We start from the raw sequence: 20,739 nt of genomic DNA on the forward strand, positions 1-20,739 counted from the left end.
CTTCGATACACTCGGCATCGCGACTGCGCCCTATCGGCTTTTCAGGACTCCAGACCAATAAAGCAAAACGGCAGGCGCTTTGCCTGCCGTTTTCTCGTTCACCTGATTTATTTTTGCCCGTTGGCCCGACGCATTAGGAGGCGCCAGCCACAGGCCTTGTCCAAGCCCTCTTTGGCAAAGGCGTACAGCGCGGCCAACATTCCGCCCGCCAGGAAAGCCAAGGCCACGATCAGCGCCCGCTTCGGTTTTTCCTTGTTCAGCGGCACATCCGCCTTGGCGACGATGCGGATCTCGTTGGCCTGCTGCGCCTTGGACAGCGCCAGAGACTCCTGCAGGCGCTGCTTCAGGCTCGCATAGAACACCATGTCGCTATACGCGGTGAGCAACTCCGGCGTCGCCCCCGTCCGCGACTTGACCGCCATGTCCTGACGCAGCAGATTGATCTGCTCCTGCAACTTGACAATTGGGCTGGACTGATCGGACAGCTTCGCGTCGTTGCTGTTGAAGAAGTCCTTGGCAGCCATTTCGGCTTGCATCTGTCCCAATGCAGATGCAATGGCCCGGTCCTGGCCGGATAGGCGGCTCGGCCAGTCAGGCGACATCGCCTTGAGCTTGCTTTCAGCCTCCTTGCGCTGCTGCTCAGTTATGGACATCCGGGCCTGCAGGTTTGCCTGGAAAGCCGCGCTCGGGCTCAGCCGGTTGTCGTGCGCGGCCTGGATGATCGTACTGGCGTAGCTGTCGGCCAGCGCCGCGGCCGTCTGCGGATCCCGGTCCAGCACTTGGATCTCTAACAGCTGGTCCTTGGTCAGACTGGTCTTGACGTTGTTGTCGAGCTCCAGTAGCGCATCCCGGCGATCACTGCTCTGGTAATGCTGCTGCAGTTTTAACTGGTCGAGAACGCTAGCGCGAACCTGGTCACTGCCGGCCAGTGTCAGCAAGGTGGGAGCCATATTGAGCCCCAGCGCCGGGTTTACCGGAGGAACAATCAACGTGGAAGATTGATACTGATTGGACAGTGCCAACGAGACACCTGCCGCGACAACCGCACAGGCCACCGGCAGGCCGAACACGACTTTCTTGTGTTTGAGAAGAACGGCCAAAATGTCGAACAGCGACAGTTCATCCTCTTCAACGGTGTGATTCTGCGTAACGGAAACGGAGTCAGTTATTCACTAAGACATTCAAACAGCAATTGGACAAGGACCGGCTTAGCGCCGCTAACAAGTCTTCCCTGCATTGCGTGTTCTACCCTACCGTACGCGACGTACAGGCTGCGGCAGGGCACCGGCCGGGACTACTATGCTGGATTTTGCTAGCTACTGCTAGGCCGACCCACTAAGTTACTTCCCAAGCAAACCGTTCACCACGTCGATATAGCGCTGCATCGCCTCATCGCTGCTGGTGCCCTTGAGCTTGTCCCAAGCATCGTACTTGGCACGGTTGATGAAGTCCATCATACCCGGGCGCTCGCCCTGCACGTCGCCCTCGGTAGCCTGCTTGTAGAAGGCATAGAGCTGCAACAGGGTCTGATTGTCGGGACGCTCGGCCAGCGTCTTGACGTTGGCTTGCGCTTCGGTAAACAGGGTGGTCAGGTCAGACATGGGAATTCCTTCGTGTAGATAGCGTTGTTGTTGTGAGTGCTTAGCCCGTTGGTCGGCCATGGCCGAGCGTCGCCGACTGTACCACGAAATGCCATTTGGGAAAGCAAGTAAGCCACTCTCAAAAACAACGCAAATGCATCTGCCCCTATCTTGCCTTGACGCCAATCGCTTGCTGCCACCCACCCTACCCATAATCCAGACATGCGAGAACGAATTCAGGGCAGCATTGGCCGAAATCCTGTTTCAGCCAACGACGCATCCTGACATGTCCTCAGCAGCAGACAAGCATGGCAGCCCCTCCAAGCCCCCTTACTTGGCGTTCAGCAGCTTCTCGATCTCGTCCTTGTCGATCGCACCCGGCACCATCTGGCCGTTGGCGAAGATCAGGGCCGGGGTACCATTGATCCCGAGCTTTTCGCCCAGCGCCAGGTTGCGCTCGATCGGCGTCGCGCAGTCGGCCGAACCACTCAGCTTCTTGCCCCCGCGCATCCAGCCGGCCCAGGCTGCAGTACGGTCCTTGCTGCACCATACCAGCTTCGACTTGTGCATCGCGTCCGGGTGCAGCGAGGTCAGCGGGAACAGGAAGGTGTAGATCGTCACGTTGTCGAGCTTGGCCAGGCTCTCGTTCTCGAGCTTGTGGCAGAACGGACAATCCGGGTCGGAGAACACCGCCAGTTTGCGCGCGCCGTTGCCGCGCACTTCCTTGAACGCGTCGTTCAGCGGCAGCGAGCTGAACGCTACCTTGCTGAGCTCGGCCATTTTCTTCTCCGTCAGGCTTTCACGCTTCTGCGTGTCGATCAGATCGCCGACGAACAGGTAATCCGCCTTGGCGTCGGTGTAGACGATCTGCTTGCCCTGCACCACTACCTCGTAGATGCCGGCCACCGGCGTCGGAGTGACGCTTTGCACTGGCCGGTTCGGGAAGCGCGCTTCAAAGGCCTTCTTCACCTCGGCCGGCTTGGTCGCCGGCGCATCGGCAGCCGGAGCCGAGCAAGCCACCAGCGGTACGAAACCGAGCGACAGGACCAGGGTGCGCAGCAACGTTTTCATTCACTATCCTTGTGTGGGTTGGCAACCGGCGTTCGACCGGCTGCGGGCAATATCAAAAACCAATCGCGTGACGCGCCAACTGGCGCTTGATCGGGGCGATCCGGCCGGTCATCGTCAGTCCGGTATTGCGCAACCAGGACAACCCCGGCACGCCCTTGCCGTTAAACAGCCGGAACAGACCATCGCAAGCCAACTGCATGGTACGCACGGCTTCGAGCCGGCTGCGGGCGTGGCGACGCAGCAGCATCCAGTCCCCCGGATCGGCCGCGTTGCGCAACAAATCGGCTAGGGCTGCGGCGTCCTGGAAGCCCAGGTTGACGCCCTGCCCGGCAAGCGGATGCACGGTATGCGCAGCGTCGCCGAGCAACACCACCCGTTCGGCGACTGTCGCCTCGGGGCGGATCATCCGCAATGGAAACGCGGCCGCCGGAGTGATCGCTGTGAAGCGGCCCAATTCGTGGCCGCCGGCGGCAGCGACCTTTACGGCCAGCTCTTCGGCAGACAGCGCCAGCAGCGCTTCGGGATCGCTAGTAGACCAGACCATCGACACCCGGTTCCCGGCCATCGGCAACCAGGCCAGGATGCTATCGCCGGTGAACCACTGGCGTGCGATATTGCCGTGCGGTCGTTCACATTCGAAATTCGCCACCACACCACTCTGACCGTAGGCGTCAATGCGCGCCGCAAGCCCCGCCTGCGCGCGCACCCAGGAATTCGCGCCGTCAGCGCCGACCAGAAGGCGCGTGCCCAGCACCCGGCCGTCGGCCAGGGTCAGCTCAGCACGGCTCGGCGTGGTCATCAGCGCCGTCGGCAACGCGCCGCAAATCCGCTCCACCTGGCTTTCAGCCAGTCTTTGCCAGATCGACGCGAGCAGCCAACGATTCTCGGCGATCCAGGCAAGCGCCTGTGCCCCCGCGTCGGATGCGGCGAAGCGGATGCGACCGCCAGCGTCGCCGGCGACGTCCATCTCCTCAATCGTGCCGAGCCGTTCCTCGCCGGGCCAGGCATCGAGCCTCTCCAGGAAACGCCTGTTGACCGGGCTGATCGCATAGAGGCGGGCGTCCCAGCCTTCGTCCAAATGACTGAATTCCGGCTCGTGCGCCTCGACCAGACCGACGCGCTGGCGGCTTTCGGCCAGTGCAAGCGCGAGGCTCGCGCCGACCAAGCCGCCGCCGACCACGATGATGTCAAACTGGGTATCGTTCATTCTGTGAGACCGAAACAGGATTCAACGCGCCGTACCAACGCCGAACACCAGATGGCCGGCGAAGCGGCGTCGTGCCGGCGGCAAGAGATCGAGCAGGTTCATGCCGGCCCCGCGCAGTAGCGACATCAGGGCCCCATTGCCGTCGAACAGGCTGACCAGGCCATGGGTGAAACCGACCACCGCTTGACTGTCGAGCCGGCGCAACCCGGCATAGCGGCGCAACACGCCAGCCTCCCCCGGATCGGCCGAAGCGGCGACCGCCTCGACCAGACCCAGCGCATCGCGCACCCCCAGGTTCAGCCCCTGCGCGGCAACCGGGTGCATCGTTTGTGCAGCATTGCCGATCAATGCGACACGGCCGCTGACGGTGCGGTTAACCTGCTTCAGAGTCAACGGGAACACCGCTCGGCCGCTCACGGCTAGCACCTTTCCGAAGCGGCCGGCCAATGCCTCGTCAAGCTGCTCAATCAGCTGTTCGGAAGGTTCATCGCGCAGCGCCTCGGCCTCGGTCGGGCTACGGGTCCAGACCAGCTTGAACGCCTCACCGTGCGGCAACAGCGCCAGCGGTCCGCGCGCAGAGAAGCGCTCATAAGCAACGCCGCCGTGCGGACGCTCGGTTCGCAGCTCGGCCAGCAGCGCCGACTGGTGATAATCGTGTACCCGGCGAGTTACACCGGGTAGTTGTTCGGCCAACTCGCCACCATCGGCGAGCACTGCCAACCGACAGGTCAGCGGCGTTGCAGCACCGTCTCGGCTCAGCGTCAGCCTCGCGAACGCGGCGAGCGTTGCGACCCGGGTCACTCTTGTGCGCCAGAGCACCGCGACGCCGGCAGCGGCCAGCGCCGCCTGGCAGGCCTCTGCCAGCGCAGGATAGTCGACCACTGCGCCAAGCTGAGGCAGATCCAGGTCGTCGCGCGACAACACGGTCCGCCCCCAGCTGCCCTGCTGCGACACGTGCACCGTGTCGATCGCGGTCAGCGCCGCGTAGGGTATCTGCACGCCAGCGTCGGCGAAGGCCACGAGGCTCGCCCACGACAGCGCGATCGCCCGCGCATCGGTCAGCTTCGCTTCAGGGTCGCGCGCCTCAATCAATGCTACCCTGCGGCCGGCCCGCGCCAGCCGCAGCGCGGTCAGCGCACCGACCGGGCCGCCACCGACAACGGCGATCTCAACATGTTCAGGCACGGTTTCGCTCGGCCGACTCATTGCATCTCCTGCGGGATTAGCGCGCCATCAGCGCTTCGATCTCGTCGATGCGCTTCGGCACGTCGGCGGTATACACTTCGCGGCCTTCGCGCGTCACTAGCACGTCGTCCTCGATGCGGATACCGATATTGTGGAATTCCGTTGGCACCTTGTCGGCCGGACGGATGTACAGGCCGGGCTCAACCGTGGTGCACATGCCCGGGGCAAAGCGGATGATCTCGCCATCCCGGTAGCGGCCACCGACGTCGTGCACGTCGAGGCCGATCCAGTGGCCGATGCCGTGCATGTAGAACTGCTTGTACGCCCCGGATTCGATGATGCCATCGACGCTGCCAGTCAGCAGTTTCAGGTCGAGCATGCCCTGAGCAAGAATGTGTAACGCGGTATCAGACGGCACGTTCCACGCCACGCCCGGCGCCACTGCATCGATCGCGGCGAGCTCGGCCGCCAACACCACCTCGTACACTGCTCGCTGCGGTCCGCTGAATTTGCCGTTTACTGGGAAGGTGCGGGTAATATCGCCCGCGTAGCCATTCAGCTCGCAGCCGGCGTCGATCAGCAGCAGCTCGCCGTCATTCAGCCTGGCGTTGTTGCCGACGTAGTGTAGGGTGCAGGCATTAGCGCCGCCAGCGACGATACTCTCGTACGCTGGGTAGCGTGCGCCATGGTGCACGAAGGTATGCAGAATCTCTGCCTCGACCTGGTATTCGTAAAGGCCCGGACGGGTCGCCTGCATTGCACGCACATGCGCCTCGGCGCTGATCTGGCCGGCGCGGCGCAAGATATCGATCTCGCCAACGTCCTTGATCAACCGCATGCCATCGATCAGCGGCAGCAGATCGTGATAGCGCACCGGTGCGGCGATCGCCTGGCGCTCGCGGGCACGCACCTGCTCCAGCCACCCACCGACTCGCGCATCGAACGCGGCATTGCGGCCGACCGCCCAGAACACGTCGTCGCGGTTGGCCAACAACTCCGGCAAGCGCTGGTCAAGCTCGGCTATCGGATACGCGGCATCGAAGCCGAACACCTCCCGCGCGCCCTCGGGGCCATGGCGGAAACCGTCCCAGATTTCCCGATCCAGATTCTTCTCGCGACAGAACAGGATGCTCTTACCTTGGTCTGCGTCCAGCACCAATACCGCTTCCGGCTCAGCGAAGCCGGTCAGGTAGACGAAATGGCTGTCGGCACGGTACGGGTAATGAGAGTCGGCGTTGCGGGTGACCTCCGGAGCAGTCGGCAGCACGGCGATACCGTTACCCATCAAGGCCAGCAGGCGGGAACGTCGATCGGTATGGGTCTGGAACATGGAATCCTCTTGGCTTTGCAGAGCGGGAGTGAGACCGTCGCTACACACATGAGCAGCGCTCGGGTCTCCTGCACCTGTGCCCCCGGCGTGACAGCGCAGGCCGCCCTGCCCTTGTTGTTATGGACAAGCCTTGCATTGGCTAGTTTACACCGCCCCGCGGCAGCACCGATACGCTGTCACTTGTGCTGCCACCCGCCCAATCCGGGCGTCAATTAGAGTGCCTCACCGTCACGATGAGTGACACCACAGCAGAGAACGCCATCGACTCGGCCAACGCTGGCCGAATGCTACCGTTACGGGTTCTGGCGCAGCCAGTCATGGCACAGCTTGGCGTAGCGCTCGAACTTTCCGCCACGCTTATGCAGTACCTTTTCCCACTCGATCACCTCCTCGCGTTCCGGAGCCTGATCGAGCGAACACTCCCAGAGCATGAACTCGACCAGAAACGCCACCTCATCGGGCTTGCCATTCCAGCAGACATCCAGCGCGTTATCGATCGCCATCGGGGTTACCTATTTCAAATCAATGAAAACGGGCCTACCCACAATGGGCAGGCCCGGTCGGCCGCGCCGGGAACCGGCCCGGCCAGGGTCTGACTCAATCCTCGAGCACCGCCGAGGTATAGACTTCCTGCACGTCGTCCAGGTCTTCCAACGCGTCGAGCAGCTTCTGCATACGCATCGCGTCGTCACCGGCCAGCACCGTTTCGTTCTGCGCGCGCATCGTCACCTCGCCGTCCTCGGCCTTGTAGCCGGCCGCCTCCAGCGCCACCTTCACATCGGCGAACTCGTACGGGCCGGTCAACACCTCCATCGAGCCGTCGTCATTGGTGAGCACATCCTCGGCACCCGCCTCCAGCGCGGCTTCCATCAGCGCGTCTTCGTCCACACCCGGCGCGAAGAGCAGATAACCCTCGTGCTTGAACTGGAACGCCACGCAGCCGTCGGTACCCAGGTTACCGCCGTACTTGCTGAACGCGTGGCGTACGTCGGCCACGGTCCGGGTCTTATTGTCGGTCAGGCAATCGACCATCACCGCCGCGCCACCGATGCCGTAACCCTCGTAGCGCAGTTCCAGGTAGTCGACGCCTTCCAGGTTGCCGGCACCACGGTCAACCGCGCGCTGGATGTTGTCCTTCGGCATGTTGGCGTCGAGCGCCTTGTCGATCGCCAGGCGCAAGCGCGGGTTGGCCGATGCATCACCGCCACCCAGTCGCGCGGCCACGGTGATTTCCTTAATCAGACGGGTAAAGATTTTGCCGCGCTTAGCGTCAGCGCGCTCCTTCTTGTGCTTGATGTTCGCCCATTTACTGTGGCCAGCCATAATCGCCTCGATAATGCTGCAAAGCGTGCCTTGGCACGCTTTGTCGTCAGTTCAACAACCGGAATTTTGCCCGCAGTGTAGCAGAAAGCTATGTGAGCTTCAGCAGGGTGTCGAGGAAGCCGAACGCATCGCGATACAGCGTCTCGATCGCCGGCACCATCAACGGCACTGCGACATACATCCCGATGAAACCGACCAGCAGCGTCAGTGGAAAGCCGAAACTGAAAATATTGAACTGCGGAGCGGCTCGCGTCATCACCCCAATCGCCAGGTTAGTGACCAACAGCGCTCCCACTACCGGTAACGACAGCCACAGCCCCCAGCTGACCATCTGCCCACCCCATTCGGCCAGCGTTTTCAAATCGGTCAGAGACAGCGTTGCACCGATCGGTATCGAGCGGAAGCTCTCGAGCAGTGTTTCAATCACCAGACGGTGACCGTCGAAGGTCAAGAACAGCAGGAAGGTGAACGTGGTCAGCAGACGCGACACCACCGGCACCGACGCCGCATGCTGCGGGTCAAAGAACATGGCGAAGCCCAGGCCCATCTGCGTCGCCATCAGCGAGCCAGCGATCTCTACCGCCGAGATCACCACCCGCATCACAAAACCGATCGTGATGCCAATCAGGAGCTGCTGAAACAGGATCAGTACGCCCTGGGCCGAGACCAGCGGCACCGCCGGCAACGATGGCAACAGCGGCGCCAGCATCAACGTCAAGAGCAGGGCGAAACCCGCCTTGAAACGGCGAGGAATCGATTTGGTGGAGAACAGTGGGTCAGTGACAAACAGACCGATGATTCGGGCAAACGGCCAAACGAACACGCTGACCAGAGCATTGATCTGTCCATCGGTAATCGTGACGACCGCCATCAGCCGATCACGTGCGGAATGCTCTGGAACAGCCGCGTGGTGTAGTCGGTCAGCGTGTTGAGAATCCACGGCCCAGCCAGCACCAGCACCAGAAACAGCGCCAACAGCTTCGGGATGAAGGTCAGCGTCATCTCGTTGATCTGCGTCGCCGCTTGCAGAATGCTGACCAGCAGACCGACCAGCAGCGATGCGGCCAGTACCGGCGCAGCCACCAAGATCATCACATAGAGCGCGTTCTGCACAATATTGACGACAACTTCCGGACCCATCACTACTCCTCACACGACGCTTCCAGCGTCTTTCTCATCAAGCAATTCTACTACCGTCACGCTACCACACCATTCTCGACCGCCCCGTCGCCTGACTAATATATCCGCGACTAACTGCCGGCTCAGCCGGTATAGAAACTCTGTACCAGCGAGCCCATCAAGAGCGTCCAGCCGTCGACCAACACGAACAACATGATCTTGAACGGCAATGAGATGATCACCGGCGACACCATCATCATCCCCATCGCCATCAACACACTGGCCACCACCAGATCGATGATCAGGAAGGGGATGAACACCATGAAACCGATCTGAAACGCCGTCTTCAGTTCACTGGTCACGAAGGCCGGGATCAGAGTCTTCAGCGACACGTCGGCCGGCGTCGCCGGCTTCGCCGACTGCGACACCTCGATGAAGAACTGCAGATCCTTCTGGCGGGTCTGCTTGAGCATGAATTCCTTCATCGGCCCGCTACCGACATCGAGCGCCTGCTGGAAACTGATCTTGTCCTCGGAGAATGGCACCCAGGCCTTGTTGTACACCTGATCGAGCGTCGGCCCCATCACGAAGATGGTCAGAAACAGCGCCAACCCCACCAGCACCTGGTTCGGTGGCGACTGGCCTGTGCCGAGTGCTTGTCTGAGCAGCGATAGCACAATCACGATGCGGGTAAACGCTGTCATCAGCAGCAGCATCGACGGGATGAAGCCGAGCGCCGTCATGAACAGCAACATCTGCAGCGTCAGCGAGTACTGCTGGCCGCCACCGCTGGCAGGTGCACTGTTGAACAAAGGCAGACCGGCCGCTTGAGCCAGACCGGTCGCGCTCAACAGCGCGCCGGCGATAAACAGGGAACGGAACTTCACTTCTTCGATGAACCGCTATCAGACGAATCGGCAGAGGAACGCCGACCGGCGGCAAGCGCCGATTTCAGGAAACGGGCGAACGGCGGCTCATTGCCGCCGGTCGGGGGCAGATCGGCAGGGCGTGGCTCGCGGGACAGCAAGGTCACCTGCTGACCGGAGACGCCGAGCACCAGCCAGTCGCCGGAGAACTCGACGATCACCACCCGCTCGCGCGGCCCGACCATCACCGCGCTCACCACCTTGAGGTGCTGCGTTATGCCGAACGCACCGCCCTGCAGGCGGCGCACAGCCCAGGCGAGCGCCAGCACCGCGCCGATCACTAGCACCAATGCCAGCACGACCTGCACCACCCCCATAACGGGCGACGGCAGCTGTGGGGCTGCCGTCACTGCCGCCCGGACCGTGCCACAAAGCAGCAGACCGGAGGCCAACAAGGCGAACCGCAGCACTATTTCTGCAGCCGGCGAATCCGCTCGGCCGGGGTGATGATATCGGTCAGACGAATGCCGAACTTGTCGTTAACCACTACCACCTCCCCCTGCGCGATCAGGCAACCATTCACCAGCACGTCCATCGGCTCGCCGGCCAAGCCCTCGAGTTCGACCACCGAACCCTGTGCCAGCTGCAGCAAGTTGCGGATGGCGATCTTGGTACGGCCGAGTTCAACGGTAATCTGCACCGGAATGTCGAGAATCATGTCGAGATTCTGCGCATCGCCCAGACCAACGGCGGCACCGACCGCCTGGCCGAAGTCCTGGAACAGATTGGTCGCCGGCGTCACCTGCGGCGCGGCCCCCCCCGGGACGGATACACTCTCCTCCTGCTCAACGAGTGCTGCGGCCCAATCATCCATCGTGCTCGCCCCACTGGCCGCGCTTAACGAAGCTAAATCGTCGGTCAACCCGGCAGGCACTGTCTCCTGCTCGGCCAGCGCAGCTGACCAGTCGTCCATCGAAATTGCGTTGGCATCGGCCGGCAAAGATGCCTGCTCACCGGAGGCCTGGTCTTCCATCTTCAGCAAATCTTGATCAGCCACTGCTGTTGTCTCCCATGCCCAGCTCACCCATTTCCTGGGCGTTGGCAAGAATGTTTTCTACCTTGAGCGCCATGCGCCCATTCTGTATGCCGTAACGGCACTCCAGCACCGGAATGCCGGACACGTCGGCCACGATGGTCTCCGGAATATCCAGCGTGACCACATCGCCTTCCTTGAGATTCAGAATCTGTTTGAGCGTCACTTCGGCGTGGCCCAGCGTCGCCACCAGCTCGACCTCGGCCGCCTGCACCTGATGGCGCATTAAATTGACCCAGCGATTGTCCACCTCAGTGCGGTCAGCCTGCATCATGCTCGACAACACATCGCGCAGGGGCTCAATCATCGAATACGGCAAACAGATGTGGAAATCACCCCCACCTGCACCCAACTCGATGTGGAAGGTCATGGACACCACGACTTCGGTCGGCGTAGCCACATTGGCGAACTGCGTATTCATCTCCGTGCGCACGAAGTGGAAATCGAGCGGATAGACCGGCTGCCACGCTTTCTTGTACTCGGTGAACACCACGTCGAGCAGGCGCTGGATGATGCGCTGCTCGGTCGGCGTGAAGTCCCGCCCTTCCACGCGCACATGGTAGCGCCCGTCCGAGCCGAACAGGTTGTCGACCACCAGAAACACCAAGTCCGGGTCGAAGATGAACAGGCCGGTGCCGCGCAGCGGCTTGACCTGCACCAGATTCAGGCTGGTCGGCACCACCAGATTGCGGATGAATTCGCTGTATTTCTGCACACGAACCGGCCCTACCGAAATCTCGGTATTGCGGCGCATGAAGTTGAACAGACCGAGACGCAGATTGCGCGCGAAGCGTTCGTTCAGGATCTCAAGCGATGGCATCCGACCGCGCACGATCCGCTCTTGGCGACCGATGTCGTAAACGCGTATGTCGGCCTGGTCTCCAGTACTTGCGCTTGAAACCTCTTCACCGGTAACGCCGCGCAGCAGCGCGTCGACCTCTTCCTGAGAGAGGATATCGTCAGCCATAAGTTACTGAGCCTGAATGATGAACGAGGTAAACAGCACGCTTTCTACCGGCTCTTCGCCGCCAGCACCGTCCATCGACTCGTTAATGATCTTCTTGACCTGGGCCTTCAACTTGACCTTGCCGTCCGGCGTCGACAACTCCTCGGCGGTTTTCGACGACAGGAGCAGGATCAGCCCGCTGCGAATCTTCGGCATATAGTCAACGAACGCTTTCTGCGCATCGTTATTGGCCAACTGGGCCTGCATCTCTACCTGCAGCAACATACCGTCCTTGCCGGCCAAGTTGACGACGAAAGTGTCCATCTTCTGAAAGATGGGGGGGCCGCTCTTCGCTTTCTTCTGCTCGGCAGAAGCGGCCACACCTTGTTGGGCTGGGTTGCCGTTGATCAGCACATATGCCAGACCGCCGATCGCGCCGATCAGAAGGACCAGCAGCGCGATCACCACGATCATCAGTTTCTGGTTTCCGCCGAACTTACCCGCCTCTTTCAGGTTACTTTTCTCATCTGCTATTGCCATGTGTCTTATCGTCCGAGCAAAAGGTATCGTTAATCTAATCGGTTATTTTCGACATTTCATTACAAATGAAATGTCGAAAATTCTTCTTATGCAAAAGTGCTCAAGATACCGCGCGCGGTCTTGATCGCCGCCAGCGTATCCGGTTCATCGCTGACGCCGTCGTCCGAACGTCGGCCGCGTTGCTGCTGCCCGAACGCTTGGCGCTGATTGCCGGATTGACCGCTCGACACCTGCGCATCAGATAGCTGGATGCCATTGCCGGCCAGCATCGATGCCAGCCGTGGCAGGCTATTCTCCACCGCCTCGCGCGCCTGCGGCGTTGCAGCGTTGAACACAACCTGGGCCTGGTTCTGGTCGATCTTCAGCGACACCTCAATCGGCCCCAAGTGCGGCGGATTGAGCGAAATGTGCGCCTCGTCCGACTTCAGATTCACCATTGTCATCATCTGATGGCCGAGCGCCTGCGACCAGTTGCTGTCGGACAGATGGGTGCTGATTGATAGCGGCAACGGCGGGGCGACATTAGCCACCAGCACCGGCGGCGCACCGGTAGGACGGGCCAAGGCAGCGGCATCGGCCAGCAACGCGTGAGCATTGACCGGCGCCCCCGACGAGGCGGCAGCATCGTTCAGCGCGTTCTGGAAGGTTTCCAGCTTGCTCGACATCGCTTTGTTGGCTTCACCACTAGCCGGCGTGGCCTGGGTAGCATTTGCCAAGGACATGGTCAGCGGTGTCACCCCAGTTTCCACCGTGGGCAGCCCCTGACGCTGCAGGCTCTGCTGCGCCGCAGCCTGGTCGGCATTCGGCAGAACGCCGGTCAACCCTGCCTGGCTGCCGGCCGATACGGTCGCGCCCACGATGTTTGCAGCTGTCGCGGCGTTGCCCGCCGCACCGGTTGTCGGAGCCGGAGCGGCTTTACCCGTCGGATTTACCACCGGCGGCACAAACACAGGGATCGCCAGCAGCGCGCCCGGATCGACCGCAGCCATCTTGGCTGGATCCTCCTCGGACGGCTCGTGACTCGTCCCCTTGCCGTCGCCCAGCGCAGCACCGAGCTTATCGCCCTGTGCTCCGCCCGACAGACCTGCGACTGCGGTACTCAGCTGGCTGCCCAACAGCGCCGCAAACAGATCGCCCGGCGAGTCGCTACCGGCGCCGGTGGTACTACCGGGCGTAACCGGTACGGTGGTCGAGGCTTGTACACGGATCGTCATGGTTATTCTTTCGCATTGAGTGACGCTCTATCCCATGCAGATAGTGGCCCGATTATCGACTAAGACGCCTCATCCTGGGTGACATTCTGTCGATCCCAGAACTGTCGGGTAGCAAATTCGTCTGATATTTTCTGTTGGCGCCGGCCTTCGGCCAGCTGCCATAGCATTTTTTCTCTTTCAAGCAGCTTCTCGAAAGCCTTCTCTCGCTTTCTCGCATCCTGCCAGCCCTGCCGCTCCAGCAAAAAGCGTTGCATCGCCCGATCAACCTCGCCTTGCTGGGTGTCAACCGCCTCGTTGAGCCGCAGCAGAAAACGCTGAAAGTCCTGCCACAACACCGGCGCGATGCCCTGCGCCCCTTGCATCAGGCTGCGGCCGCGGTATTCCTCGCGGAACTCGTCAAGCTGGTGCAGCCGTTCTTCCGCCGCCTTCAGCCGTCCCTGCGCCTGACGCATCCGCTCTGCGGCCGCCTGCTGGTTTTCGCTGGCCAGTCTCAACAGCAGCGCGTACTGGCTCTTGAACATACTTTTCCCTATGTCTTCAATGCAAGGCCGCAGCCAGCTGCTCAAGGCTGGACGAATAATCGTGCGCCTCATGCATCGCCTGATTCAGGAAGCCGGCCATCGGTAGCTGACGGCGCATCGCCTCATCCAACACCGGGTCGGAACCAAGCACATAGGCGCCGACGCTGATCAAATCGCGACTGCGCTGGTAACGCGAATACAACTGCTTGAAATGCCGCGCGAGCCCGACCTGCTCCTGCGTCACCACGTCGACCATCACCCGGCTGATCGACTGCTCGATATCGATGGCAGGATAGTGGCCGGCCTCGGCCAGCTGCCGAGACAACACGAAGTGACCGTCAAGAATCGCCCGCGCCGAATCGGCAATCGGGTCCTGCTGGTCATCGCCCTCCGACAATACCGTGTAGAACGCAGTGATCGACCCGCCCCCTTCCTGCGCGTTACCGGCACGCTCGATCAACTGCGGCAACTTGGCAAACACCGACGGCGGGTAACCGCGCGTCACCGGCGGCTCACCGATAGCCAGAGCGATCTCACGCTGTGCCATCGCGTAGCGGGTCACCGAGTCCATCAGCAGCAGTACCTGCTTGCCCTCGGCTCGGAAATATTCGGCCAGCGCGGTTGCATAGGCCGCGCCGTGCAGGCGCATCAACGGCGGCATGTCTGCCGGCGCCGCGACAACGACCGAACGGGCACGACCTTCAGCGCCGAGGATGTTATCGATGAAGTCCTTAACTTCACGTCCCCGCTCGCCAATCAGGCCAACCACCACCACGTCCGCCTTGGTAAAGCGCGCCATCATACCCAACAGCACCGACTTACCGACACCGGAACCAGCAAACAAGCCAAGACGCTGCCCGCGACCAACTGTCAACAGGCCGTTGATCGCCTTTACGCCGACGTCGAGCACTTTCTCAACCGGTGCACGGTCTAGCGGATTCATTGGTGCAGCGTACAGCGGCGCATAAGCATTCGGATGGATAGGTCCCTGCTCGTCGAGCGGCCGCCCCAAGGAGTCGAGCACCCGGCCGAGCAAATTGTCGCCTACGGGCACCATACGGCCGCTTTGAGCGCTATGCCCCTGCTCAGCCAGACGTTGACCGAAGCGCGGTGGATGGCTGCTCACCACCGGTACCACAGGGATGCCTGGCACCAAGCCGTAGACGTTGGAAAGCGGCATCAGGAACACCTTGTCGCCGGCAAAGCCGACCACCTCGGCGTCGACCCTCTGCTCCTCCGACAGCAGAACCTGGCAAGCGCTGCCCACCGGCAGTTTGAGACCGGTGGCCTCCATCACCATGCCGGTAACGCGGGTCAGGCGGCCGCTCGCCTGCCAGAGCGGTGCCCGACGAGCTGCCTCGGCACAATCGGCCAGATATTGGCGCTGACGCTCAATCAACCCGCTCATTAACCGACTCCAACGAGGTAAGACCTAGCGACGCTGCCAAGGCCTCTCGGCGGCGAGCCAGCGTCAGATCCAACCTGGCCCCATCCGAATCGATCAGGCAACCGCCCCTCTCAAGCAGAGGATCTTCCACCCACTGCCACACGGTCTGCGGGGCCTCACGCTCAAGGAAGCGGCGTACCACCGCCAAGTCGGCCGGATTGACGCGCAATCGCGCGGCCTTCAGGCTCGGAGGCAAAGCCAGCAGCGCGTCGCGCAACAACGGTTCGAGCACGGTCGGATTGGTCGCGATTTCGTTACCGACCAGCTTTCCCGCCAGCATCAGCGCCAGTTGCAACACATCACTGGCCAATACCGGCTCGATCCGAGCAATCTCCTCTTCGAACGACTCGGTCAGCCGGGCCAACGGCTCCCAAGCTTCGGCAAATTGCTTCCGGACGGCGGTCATCCCGGCCTCGTGGCCAACGGCCTCCCCGGCTTCCTGCCCTGCGGTCAACCCAGCCTGGTGACCGGCCTCATAGCCAGCCTGCCAAGCTTCCTGATGGATCGCTTCCAGCTCTGCCGCGGTAGGGTAGTTCAACGCTGGCTCGGCCATCTCCTCGATCATCTCTACGGCCTGCACGTCCTCTACAACGGACGGCTCGCCCGCAGGTACCTCCTCCCCCACTGGAGCTGGCGTCGCCGGTAAGGTCGGTTGCTCCCCCAAGTCGGCAAAGCGCCAAGGTGACCAAGCCGATTCCGGCAATGTCGCACCATTGAGAATGGTGTTATTCGACGAAGCCTTCATCACCGCCCTTACCGCCTAGTACGATCTGCCCCTCGTCGGCGAGCTGGCGCACGATCTTGAGGATTTCCTTCTGCTCGGCCTCGACCTCGGTCAACTTGACCGGTCCCTTCGCCTCGAGGTCTTCGCGCAGCATCTCGGCCGCACGCTGCGACATATTCTTGAAGATCTTCTCGCGCAGATTGGCACTGGTGCCTTTCAGGGCGATCACCAGCGACTCGGACTGCACCTCGCGCAGGATAATCTGGACCGAACGGTTGTCGATATCCATCAGGTTTTCGAACACGAACATCTTGTCCTGGATACGTAGCGCCAGCTCCGGATCGTATTCGCGGATGTAGTTAAGCGCCGACACTTCGACATTCGACCCCATGAAGTTGAGGATCTCGGCAGTAAGCTCCACACCACCGGCCGCGCTCTTCTTGGTACGGTCCGAGCCGGACAGCAACTGAGTGAGTACGTCGTTGAGTTCGCGAATCGCATTCGGCTGAACCCCTTCCAACGTCGCGGTGCGAATCAATACCTCGTTGCGCAAGCGTTCGGAGAAACACTCCAAGATGGCGCTCGACATGTCAGGCTCGAGGTGCACCAAGATAGTGGCGATGATCTGCGGGTGCTCATTGCGGATCAGGTCGGCCGCCGACGCCGGGTCCATCCATTTCAGGCTCTCGATACCGCTGTTGTCGGCCCCTTGCATGACTTTGTCGAGCAGAGTACCGGCCTTGTCGGAACCGAGCGCTTCAGTCAGCACATTGCGCAGGTAATCGTCAGACGCGTCAATACTGATGCGCTGTCCACATTGTTCACGGAACAGATTGACCGCATTGTCTAATTCCTCGTAACTGACATTGTCGATCGCGCTCATGATCTGCGACAGTTTCTGCACCTCTTTCGGACCGAGGTACTTGAACACTTCCACCGCCTGGGCCTGCCCCAGACCAAACAGCAATACCGCGCTGCGACGGATACCGGCATCACTCATCGGCGCTGATCCATTCTTTGATTACCTGGGCCGCCATACGCGGGTCGGCCTTCACCAACTCGCGGGCATGTTCGAGGTTGCTGCTGTACTGGCGATGCATCCTCTCGCGACCATCGCCATTGCCGGCAGTCGAGGCTTCGTTATCGTCAACCACAGCAATGAGCGAACCGGCAGAGCCCGCCTGACCTTCTCCATCCACCGCTGGGCCGCCCGCACCAGCCAGCGCCGGCTCAAGAGCGGCAGGGCGCACCACATCACGCATGATCGGACGAATTACACCGAGAATCAGATAGAGCAATGCGAGGCCGAGCAGGCCGTACTTGGCCAGTTCCCAGACATTGGCCGACATGAAGTCGATCACCTTATCTTTCATTGTGGCAGGCCCTTCGATGCCGGCGAAGGCCGCATTTACCACGTTCAGGCTGTCGCCGCGGTCCTGACTGTAGCCGATTGCCTGGCGAGCCAGATTGGTGATCTGCTCTACCTCCTTGGCCGTCAACGCAGTCGGCTTGAGTTCGCCGCCGCGATCCGGCAACAGGCGGTAGTTGACCACCACCGCCGCCGACAGGCGCTTGACGTTGCCCTTAGGCTGCGTGATGTGCTGGACCGTTTTGTCGACTTCGTAGTTGGTAGTGATCTCACGGTCCAGCGTACCGGTGGCTCCCATCGGCTGGCCGGACAGCGTCACGGAGCCAGGAGCAGTACCTGGAGGCAGAGAGATCGGCGCAGACGCCGCGGACGGTGGCTGGTTGGTCAGCGCCCCAGGCACCCCGCCCGGCAGTGGATTAGCGTTAGCAAGCTTTTCGACGATCTGCTGGCTGCGAGTCGCCGACGGGTTCGGCGACGAGTTGGGACGATAGGTCTCCGAGGTCTGCTCCACTTCGGAGAAATCGACCTGAGCGGTTACCTGCGCATGCACATTACCTTTGCCGAAAATCGGGTTGAGGATCGTTTCGATGCGCTTAGAATAATCGGTCTCCAAATCGCGAACAAAGCTGCGCTGACGCTGATCGAGGCCGGAAGCATTGTTCAGATCGGGCAGACTGGACAGCAGATTGCCGTCCTGATCGACCACGGAAACGTCCTTCAGCGACAAGCCAGGCACAGAACTCGACACCAGATGCAGAATGCCGGAGACCTGCGCCGCATCGAGCATCCGACCTGGGTACAGGTCGAGCATTACCGATGCGGTGGGTGACTGCGCGTCGCGCACGAATACGCTTTGCTTCGGGATCGCTAAATGAACCCGTGCAGACTTGACCGACGACACCGATTCGATGGTGCGACCGAGCTCCCCCTCGATCGACCGCTGATAGTTCACCTGCTCGGCAAACTGGCTGATGCCGAACTTCTGGTTGTCCATCAACTCAAATCCGACACCGCCCGCCTTCGGCAATCCCTGGCTCGCCAGCTTCAACCTGACGTCATAAACCTTGTCCGCCGGCACCGAGATGACGCCACCATCGCTGAGCTGATAGGGAATGTTCTGCTGCTGGAGCACGGACGTGATCTGACCGCCGTCATGATCCGACAGATTGGCGAACAATACCTTGTAGGACGGTGTACGGTTGAGTAGCACCAACCCGATCACGACCGACAAAATGGCTGCCACGGCACCAGCAAACAGGAGTTTGCGGTTCAGCGGCAATGCTTTGAAGCGATCAACCACTCGGTTGATCTGGGTCCGCCATGCGGGCGTAGCATTATCGACCTGATCTGACATTCTGATGAATTTGTAATTATTGAGTAACAGCACCCTACGCCAAGAGGATACCCCCTCCCCCGGCGCAACCACCAAGCCTATGTCACTTGCTTAGACGGCAGATATAATACACGCTGATTGTAAATTTTGTGTTTATTTTAAACAGCGTGCGATGTAATTATTATTTCAGACCTGCGTATTCATAATTTCCTGGTATGCCGATACCAGCTTGTTGCGTGCTTGCACCATGGTCTGGAATGACAAACTCGCCTTCTGCATCGCTACCATTACATCCTGCAGGTTCACCCCTTCATCGCCCAACTCGAAGCGTTTTTGCAGGTCTTCCGAGGTTTTCTGCGCCGAGTTGACCTGGTCCAACGTCGTCTTGAGTACGTCAGAGAACGCGACTTGCGGGGTGTCGGTAGCTTTGGCTGGCTGCTTGCCAGCCGCCAGTGCCGCGCCGGCGCGCAGCTCGGAGAGCAGCATATCGATGTTTTGTGACGTCATTGCACTTCCCCACTCCATTCGACCACCGGGCAGCCGGCAGCCTCTTCATCGCGATATCGCGCCAATTTGTAACGCAGCGTCCGCTCGCTCATCCCCAAGCGTTCGGCAGCCAACCTTTTGACACCGCCGGCAGCGGCCAGCGCGTCGAGAATGTGTCGCTTTTCTAGCGACTTGATATCCAACGCCTCGCTTTCAACTGGAGGCGGCGACGGTGCGGCCAGCACAGGCACTGGCTTGGACAGCACACCAAGCATCAGATCGGCGGCAAGAATTTCTGAGCCAGAAGCAAGGATAACCGCTCGCTGAATGACATTTTCAAGCTCGCGGATATTGCCTTGCCAGTCATGGACTGTCAAACAACGTTCAGCTTCAGACGAAAAGGCCAATACTCCGCGCCCAGCTCTCGCTTCATGCCGCCTAAGCATGCTGCGCGCCAATGGCATGATGTCTTCGCGACGATCGGCCAACGCTGGCACGCTCAGTGGGAACACATTGAGCCGGAAATACAGGTCTTCGCGGAACCGACCAGCCGCCACCTCGATACGCATGTCGCGGTTGGTGGTAGCCAGCACGCGTATATCAAGCTTGATCAGGCGAGCTCCCCCAACCCGTTCGACCTCCCGCTCCTGCAGCACCCGTAACAGCTTAGCCTGCAATGCCAATGGCATCTCGCTAATTTCATCCAGTAATAGCGAACCGCCTTGCGCTTGCTCGAATTTTCCAGGCTGCGAGGCACTGGCACCGGTAAACGCCCCTTTTTCGTAGCCGAACAAGGTCGACTCAAGCAGGTTATCGGGAATCGCCGCACAATTGATCGCGACGAATGGTCCTGCAGCACGCAGCGAATGGCGATGAATGAAACGCGCCAGCACTTCCTTGCCGGTACCGCTCGGCCCGTCGATCAAGACGGTGGCATCGGATTGCGCCACCCGCTCGGCCAACGCAAACAGTTGGCGCATACATGGTGCAGCTGCAATCACAGAATCACCGTGCTGCACCCCACGTAAACGGTACTTTTCCACCTCGGCGATCAACTGCATCGGCTCGAACGGTTTAAGCAGATAGTGAGACGCACCGGCGCGCAGCAACTCGATCGCCCGTTCAATCACGCCATAAGCGGTCATTAGGATAAACGGCAGACCAGGATAACGGCGGCGCACCTCGTCGAACAGCGCATAACCATCCATCGGCGCCATCTGCGCATCGGAGATCACCAGACCGACCGGCTCGGCGGCGAGGCAGCGCAGCGCCGCCGAGCCGTCAGCCGCTTCGAGAACCGGATAGCCGGACAGGGTTAGCGTGTCGACCAGCGCCTCACGCAAACCAGCATCGTCTTCCACCACCAGAATGGGCAAGGAGTTCAT

At 60.9% G+C, this 20,739-nt stretch carries 23 protein-coding genes; all 23 read right to left on the reverse strand.

All coding sequences use genetic code 11. From position 1 onward, the window contains the following. Nucleotides 1-107 precede the first annotated feature (107 nt). The 23 genes from QU481_RS04555 to QU481_RS04665 all read right to left on the reverse strand — a co-directional run bounded on the left by QU481_RS04555 (nt 108) and on the right by QU481_RS04665 (nt 20,739). Entirely contained in the window at nt 108-1,169 is a 1,062-nt protein-coding gene (locus QU481_RS04555) for a GNVR domain-containing protein (RefSeq protein ID WP_346432420.1), read from the reverse strand. A 171-nt stretch (nt 1,170-1,340) separates the two neighbouring features. Continuing rightward, nucleotides 1,341-1,601: an acyl-CoA-binding protein gene (locus QU481_RS04560; protein ID WP_289828712.1), complete on the reverse strand. Its 261-nt coding sequence runs from the start codon at nt 1,599-1,601 to the stop codon at nt 1,341-1,343. Nucleotides 1,602-1,910: 309 nt separating this feature from the next. After that, nucleotides 1,911-2,651: a DsbC family protein gene (locus tag QU481_RS04565; protein WP_289828713.1), complete on the reverse strand. Its 741-nt coding sequence runs from the start codon at nt 2,649-2,651 to the stop codon at nt 1,911-1,913. A gap of 52 nt (nt 2,652-2,703) precedes the next feature. After that, entirely contained in the window at nt 2,704-3,858 is a 1,155-nt protein-coding gene (locus QU481_RS04570) for a UbiH/UbiF family hydroxylase (protein WP_289828714.1), read from the reverse strand. Nucleotides 3,859-3,879: 21 nt separating this feature from the next. After that, the gene (locus QU481_RS04575; RefSeq protein WP_289828715.1) at nt 3,880-5,064 is read right to left on the reverse strand and encodes an FAD-dependent oxidoreductase; all 1,185 of its coding nucleotides are present in this window, start codon (nt 5,062-5,064) and stop codon (nt 3,880-3,882) included. 16 nt (nt 5,065-5,080) lie between these two features. Beyond that, nucleotides 5,081-6,373, reverse strand: a complete 1,293-nt coding sequence (gene pepP, locus QU481_RS04580; RefSeq protein ID WP_289828716.1) for a Xaa-Pro aminopeptidase — start codon at nt 6,371-6,373, stop codon at nt 5,081-5,083. 293 nt (nt 6,374-6,666) lie between these two features. Continuing rightward, nucleotides 6,667-6,876 carry a dioxygenase gene (locus QU481_RS04585; protein ID WP_289828717.1) on the reverse strand — a complete coding sequence of 70 codons (210 nt, stop codon included), beginning with the start codon at nt 6,874-6,876 and terminating at the stop codon, nt 6,667-6,669. 94 nt (nt 6,877-6,970) lie between these two features. Next, on the reverse strand, nt 6,971-7,696 hold the full coding sequence (locus tag QU481_RS04590) for a YebC/PmpR family DNA-binding transcriptional regulator (RefSeq protein WP_289828718.1): 726 nt from the start codon (nt 7,694-7,696) through the stop codon (nt 6,971-6,973). 88 nt (nt 7,697-7,784) lie between these two features. Continuing rightward, nucleotides 7,785-8,567, reverse strand: coding sequence for a flagellar biosynthetic protein FliR (gene fliR / locus QU481_RS04595; RefSeq protein ID WP_289828719.1), 783 nt, complete (start codon nt 8,565-8,567; stop codon nt 7,785-7,787). After that, complete coding sequence (gene fliQ / locus QU481_RS04600) at nt 8,567-8,836, reverse strand: flagellar biosynthesis protein FliQ (protein WP_289828720.1); 270 nt, start codon at nt 8,834-8,836, stop codon at nt 8,567-8,569. Before fliQ ends, fliR begins: the two co-directional genes overlap by 1 nt. 122 nt (nt 8,837-8,958) lie before the next feature. Beyond that, a complete protein-coding gene (fliP, locus tag QU481_RS04605; protein WP_289828721.1) occupies nt 8,959-9,702 on the reverse strand; it encodes a flagellar type III secretion system pore protein FliP in 744 nt (247 codons plus the stop codon). Continuing rightward, a complete protein-coding gene (fliO, locus tag QU481_RS04610) occupies nt 9,699-10,151 on the reverse strand; it encodes a flagellar biosynthetic protein FliO (RefSeq protein ID WP_289828722.1) in 453 nt (150 codons plus the stop codon). The genes fliP and fliO overlap by 4 nt, the downstream gene beginning before the upstream one ends. Continuing rightward, entirely contained in the window at nt 10,151-10,738 is a 588-nt protein-coding gene (fliN, locus tag QU481_RS04615; RefSeq protein ID WP_346432417.1) for a flagellar motor switch protein FliN, read from the reverse strand. Before fliN ends, fliO begins: the two co-directional genes overlap by 1 nt. Beyond that, complete coding sequence (gene fliM / locus QU481_RS04620) at nt 10,731-11,741, reverse strand: flagellar motor switch protein FliM (RefSeq protein ID WP_289828723.1); 1,011 nt, start codon at nt 11,739-11,741, stop codon at nt 10,731-10,733. Before fliM ends, fliN begins: the two co-directional genes overlap by 8 nt. Nucleotides 11,742-11,744: 3 nt before the next feature. Beyond that, nucleotides 11,745-12,260: a flagellar basal body-associated FliL family protein gene (locus QU481_RS04625; RefSeq protein WP_289828724.1), complete on the reverse strand. Its 516-nt coding sequence runs from the start codon at nt 12,258-12,260 to the stop codon at nt 11,745-11,747. A gap of 86 nt (nt 12,261-12,346) precedes the next feature. Further along, complete coding sequence (locus QU481_RS04630; protein ID WP_289828725.1) at nt 12,347-13,474, reverse strand: flagellar hook-length control protein FliK; 1,128 nt, start codon at nt 13,472-13,474, stop codon at nt 12,347-12,349. A gap of 59 nt (nt 13,475-13,533) precedes the next feature. Next, nucleotides 13,534-14,067, reverse strand: a complete 534-nt coding sequence (gene fliJ, locus QU481_RS04635) for a flagellar export protein FliJ (protein ID WP_289828726.1) — start codon at nt 14,065-14,067, stop codon at nt 13,534-13,536. Beyond that, nucleotides 14,012-15,403 carry a flagellar protein export ATPase FliI gene (fliI, locus tag QU481_RS04640; protein WP_289828727.1) on the reverse strand — a complete coding sequence of 464 codons (1,392 nt, stop codon included), beginning with the start codon at nt 15,401-15,403 and terminating at the stop codon, nt 14,012-14,014. Before fliI ends, fliJ begins: the two co-directional genes overlap by 56 nt. Then, complete coding sequence (locus tag QU481_RS04645) at nt 15,387-16,187, reverse strand: flagellar assembly protein FliH (protein ID WP_289828728.1); 801 nt, start codon at nt 16,185-16,187, stop codon at nt 15,387-15,389. Before QU481_RS04645 ends, fliI begins: the two co-directional genes overlap by 17 nt. Then, nucleotides 16,168-17,166, reverse strand: coding sequence for a flagellar motor switch protein FliG (gene fliG / locus QU481_RS04650; protein ID WP_289828729.1), 999 nt, complete (start codon nt 17,164-17,166; stop codon nt 16,168-16,170). Before fliG ends, QU481_RS04645 begins: the two co-directional genes overlap by 20 nt. Then, the gene (fliF, locus tag QU481_RS04655) at nt 17,159-18,889 is read right to left on the reverse strand and encodes a flagellar basal-body MS-ring/collar protein FliF (protein ID WP_289828730.1); all 1,731 of its coding nucleotides are present in this window, start codon (nt 18,887-18,889) and stop codon (nt 17,159-17,161) included. Before fliF ends, fliG begins: the two co-directional genes overlap by 8 nt. Before the next feature lie 165 nt (nt 18,890-19,054). Further along, nucleotides 19,055-19,375 (reverse strand): flagellar hook-basal body complex protein FliE, encoded by a 321-nt coding sequence (fliE, locus tag QU481_RS04660; protein ID WP_289828731.1) that lies wholly within the window; start codon nt 19,373-19,375, stop codon nt 19,055-19,057. Continuing rightward, nucleotides 19,372-20,739, reverse strand: coding sequence for a sigma-54-dependent transcriptional regulator (locus tag QU481_RS04665; RefSeq protein ID WP_289828757.1), 1,368 nt, complete (start codon nt 20,737-20,739; stop codon nt 19,372-19,374). The genes fliE and QU481_RS04665 overlap by 4 nt, the downstream gene beginning before the upstream one ends.

Source organism: Crenobacter oryzisoli, assembly GCF_030385785.1.
GTDB classification, from domain to species: domain Bacteria; phylum Pseudomonadota; class Gammaproteobacteria; order Burkholderiales; family Chromobacteriaceae; genus Crenobacter_A; species Crenobacter_A oryzisoli.

What these genes read in the sequence shown, in the direction of transcription:
- QU481_RS04560 (WP_289828712.1), bottom strand. Translation starts at nt 1,601, where the DNA reads ATGTCTGACCTGACCACCCTGTTTACCGAAGCGCAAGCCAACGTCAAG.
- QU481_RS04565 (WP_289828713.1), bottom strand. Translation starts at nt 2,651, where the DNA reads ATGAAAACGTTGCTGCGCACCCTGGTCCTGTCGCTCGGTTTCGTACCG.
- QU481_RS04570 (WP_289828714.1), bottom strand. Translation starts at nt 3,858, where the DNA reads ATGAACGATACCCAGTTTGACATCATCGTGGTCGGCGGCGGCTTGGTC.
- QU481_RS04575 (WP_289828715.1), bottom strand. Translation starts at nt 5,064, where the DNA reads ATGAGTCGGCCGAGCGAAACCGTGCCTGAACATGTTGAGATCGCCGTT.
- pepP (WP_289828716.1), bottom strand. Translation starts at nt 6,373, where the DNA reads ATGTTCCAGACCCATACCGATCGACGTTCCCGCCTGCTGGCCTTGATG.
- QU481_RS04585 (WP_289828717.1), bottom strand. Translation starts at nt 6,876, where the DNA reads ATGGCGATCGATAACGCGCTGGATGTCTGCTGGAATGGCAAGCCCGAT.
- QU481_RS04590 (WP_289828718.1), bottom strand. Translation starts at nt 7,696, where the DNA reads ATGGCTGGCCACAGTAAATGGGCGAACATCAAGCACAAGAAGGAGCGC.
- fliR (WP_289828719.1), bottom strand. Translation starts at nt 8,567, where the DNA reads ATGGCGGTCGTCACGATTACCGATGGACAGATCAATGCTCTGGTCAGC.
- fliQ (WP_289828720.1), bottom strand. Translation starts at nt 8,836, where the DNA reads ATGGGTCCGGAAGTTGTCGTCAATATTGTGCAGAACGCGCTCTATGTG.
- fliM (WP_289828723.1), bottom strand. Translation starts at nt 11,741, where the DNA reads ATGGCTGACGATATCCTCTCTCAGGAAGAGGTCGACGCGCTGCTGCGC.
- QU481_RS04625 (WP_289828724.1), bottom strand. Translation starts at nt 12,260, where the DNA reads ATGGCAATAGCAGATGAGAAAAGTAACCTGAAAGAGGCGGGTAAGTTC.
- QU481_RS04630 (WP_289828725.1), bottom strand. Translation starts at nt 13,474, where the DNA reads ATGACGATCCGTGTACAAGCCTCGACCACCGTACCGGTTACGCCCGGT.
- fliJ (WP_289828726.1), bottom strand. Translation starts at nt 14,067, where the DNA reads ATGAGGCGCACGATTATTCGTCCAGCCTTGAGCAGCTGGCTGCGGCCT.
- fliI (WP_289828727.1), bottom strand. Translation starts at nt 15,403, where the DNA reads ATGAGCGGGTTGATTGAGCGTCAGCGCCAATATCTGGCCGATTGTGCC.
- QU481_RS04645 (WP_289828728.1), bottom strand. Translation starts at nt 16,187, where the DNA reads ATGAAGGCTTCGTCGAATAACACCATTCTCAATGGTGCGACATTGCCG.
- fliG (WP_289828729.1), bottom strand. Translation starts at nt 17,166, where the DNA reads ATGAGTGATGCCGGTATCCGTCGCAGCGCGGTATTGCTGTTTGGTCTG.
- fliF (WP_289828730.1), bottom strand. Translation starts at nt 18,889, where the DNA reads ATGTCAGATCAGGTCGATAATGCTACGCCCGCATGGCGGACCCAGATC.
- fliE (WP_289828731.1), bottom strand. Translation starts at nt 19,375, where the DNA reads ATGACGTCACAAAACATCGATATGCTGCTCTCCGAGCTGCGCGCCGGC.
- QU481_RS04665 (WP_289828757.1), bottom strand. Translation starts at nt 20,739, where the DNA reads ATGAACTCCTTGCCCATTCTGGTGGTGGAAGACGATGCTGGTTTGCGT.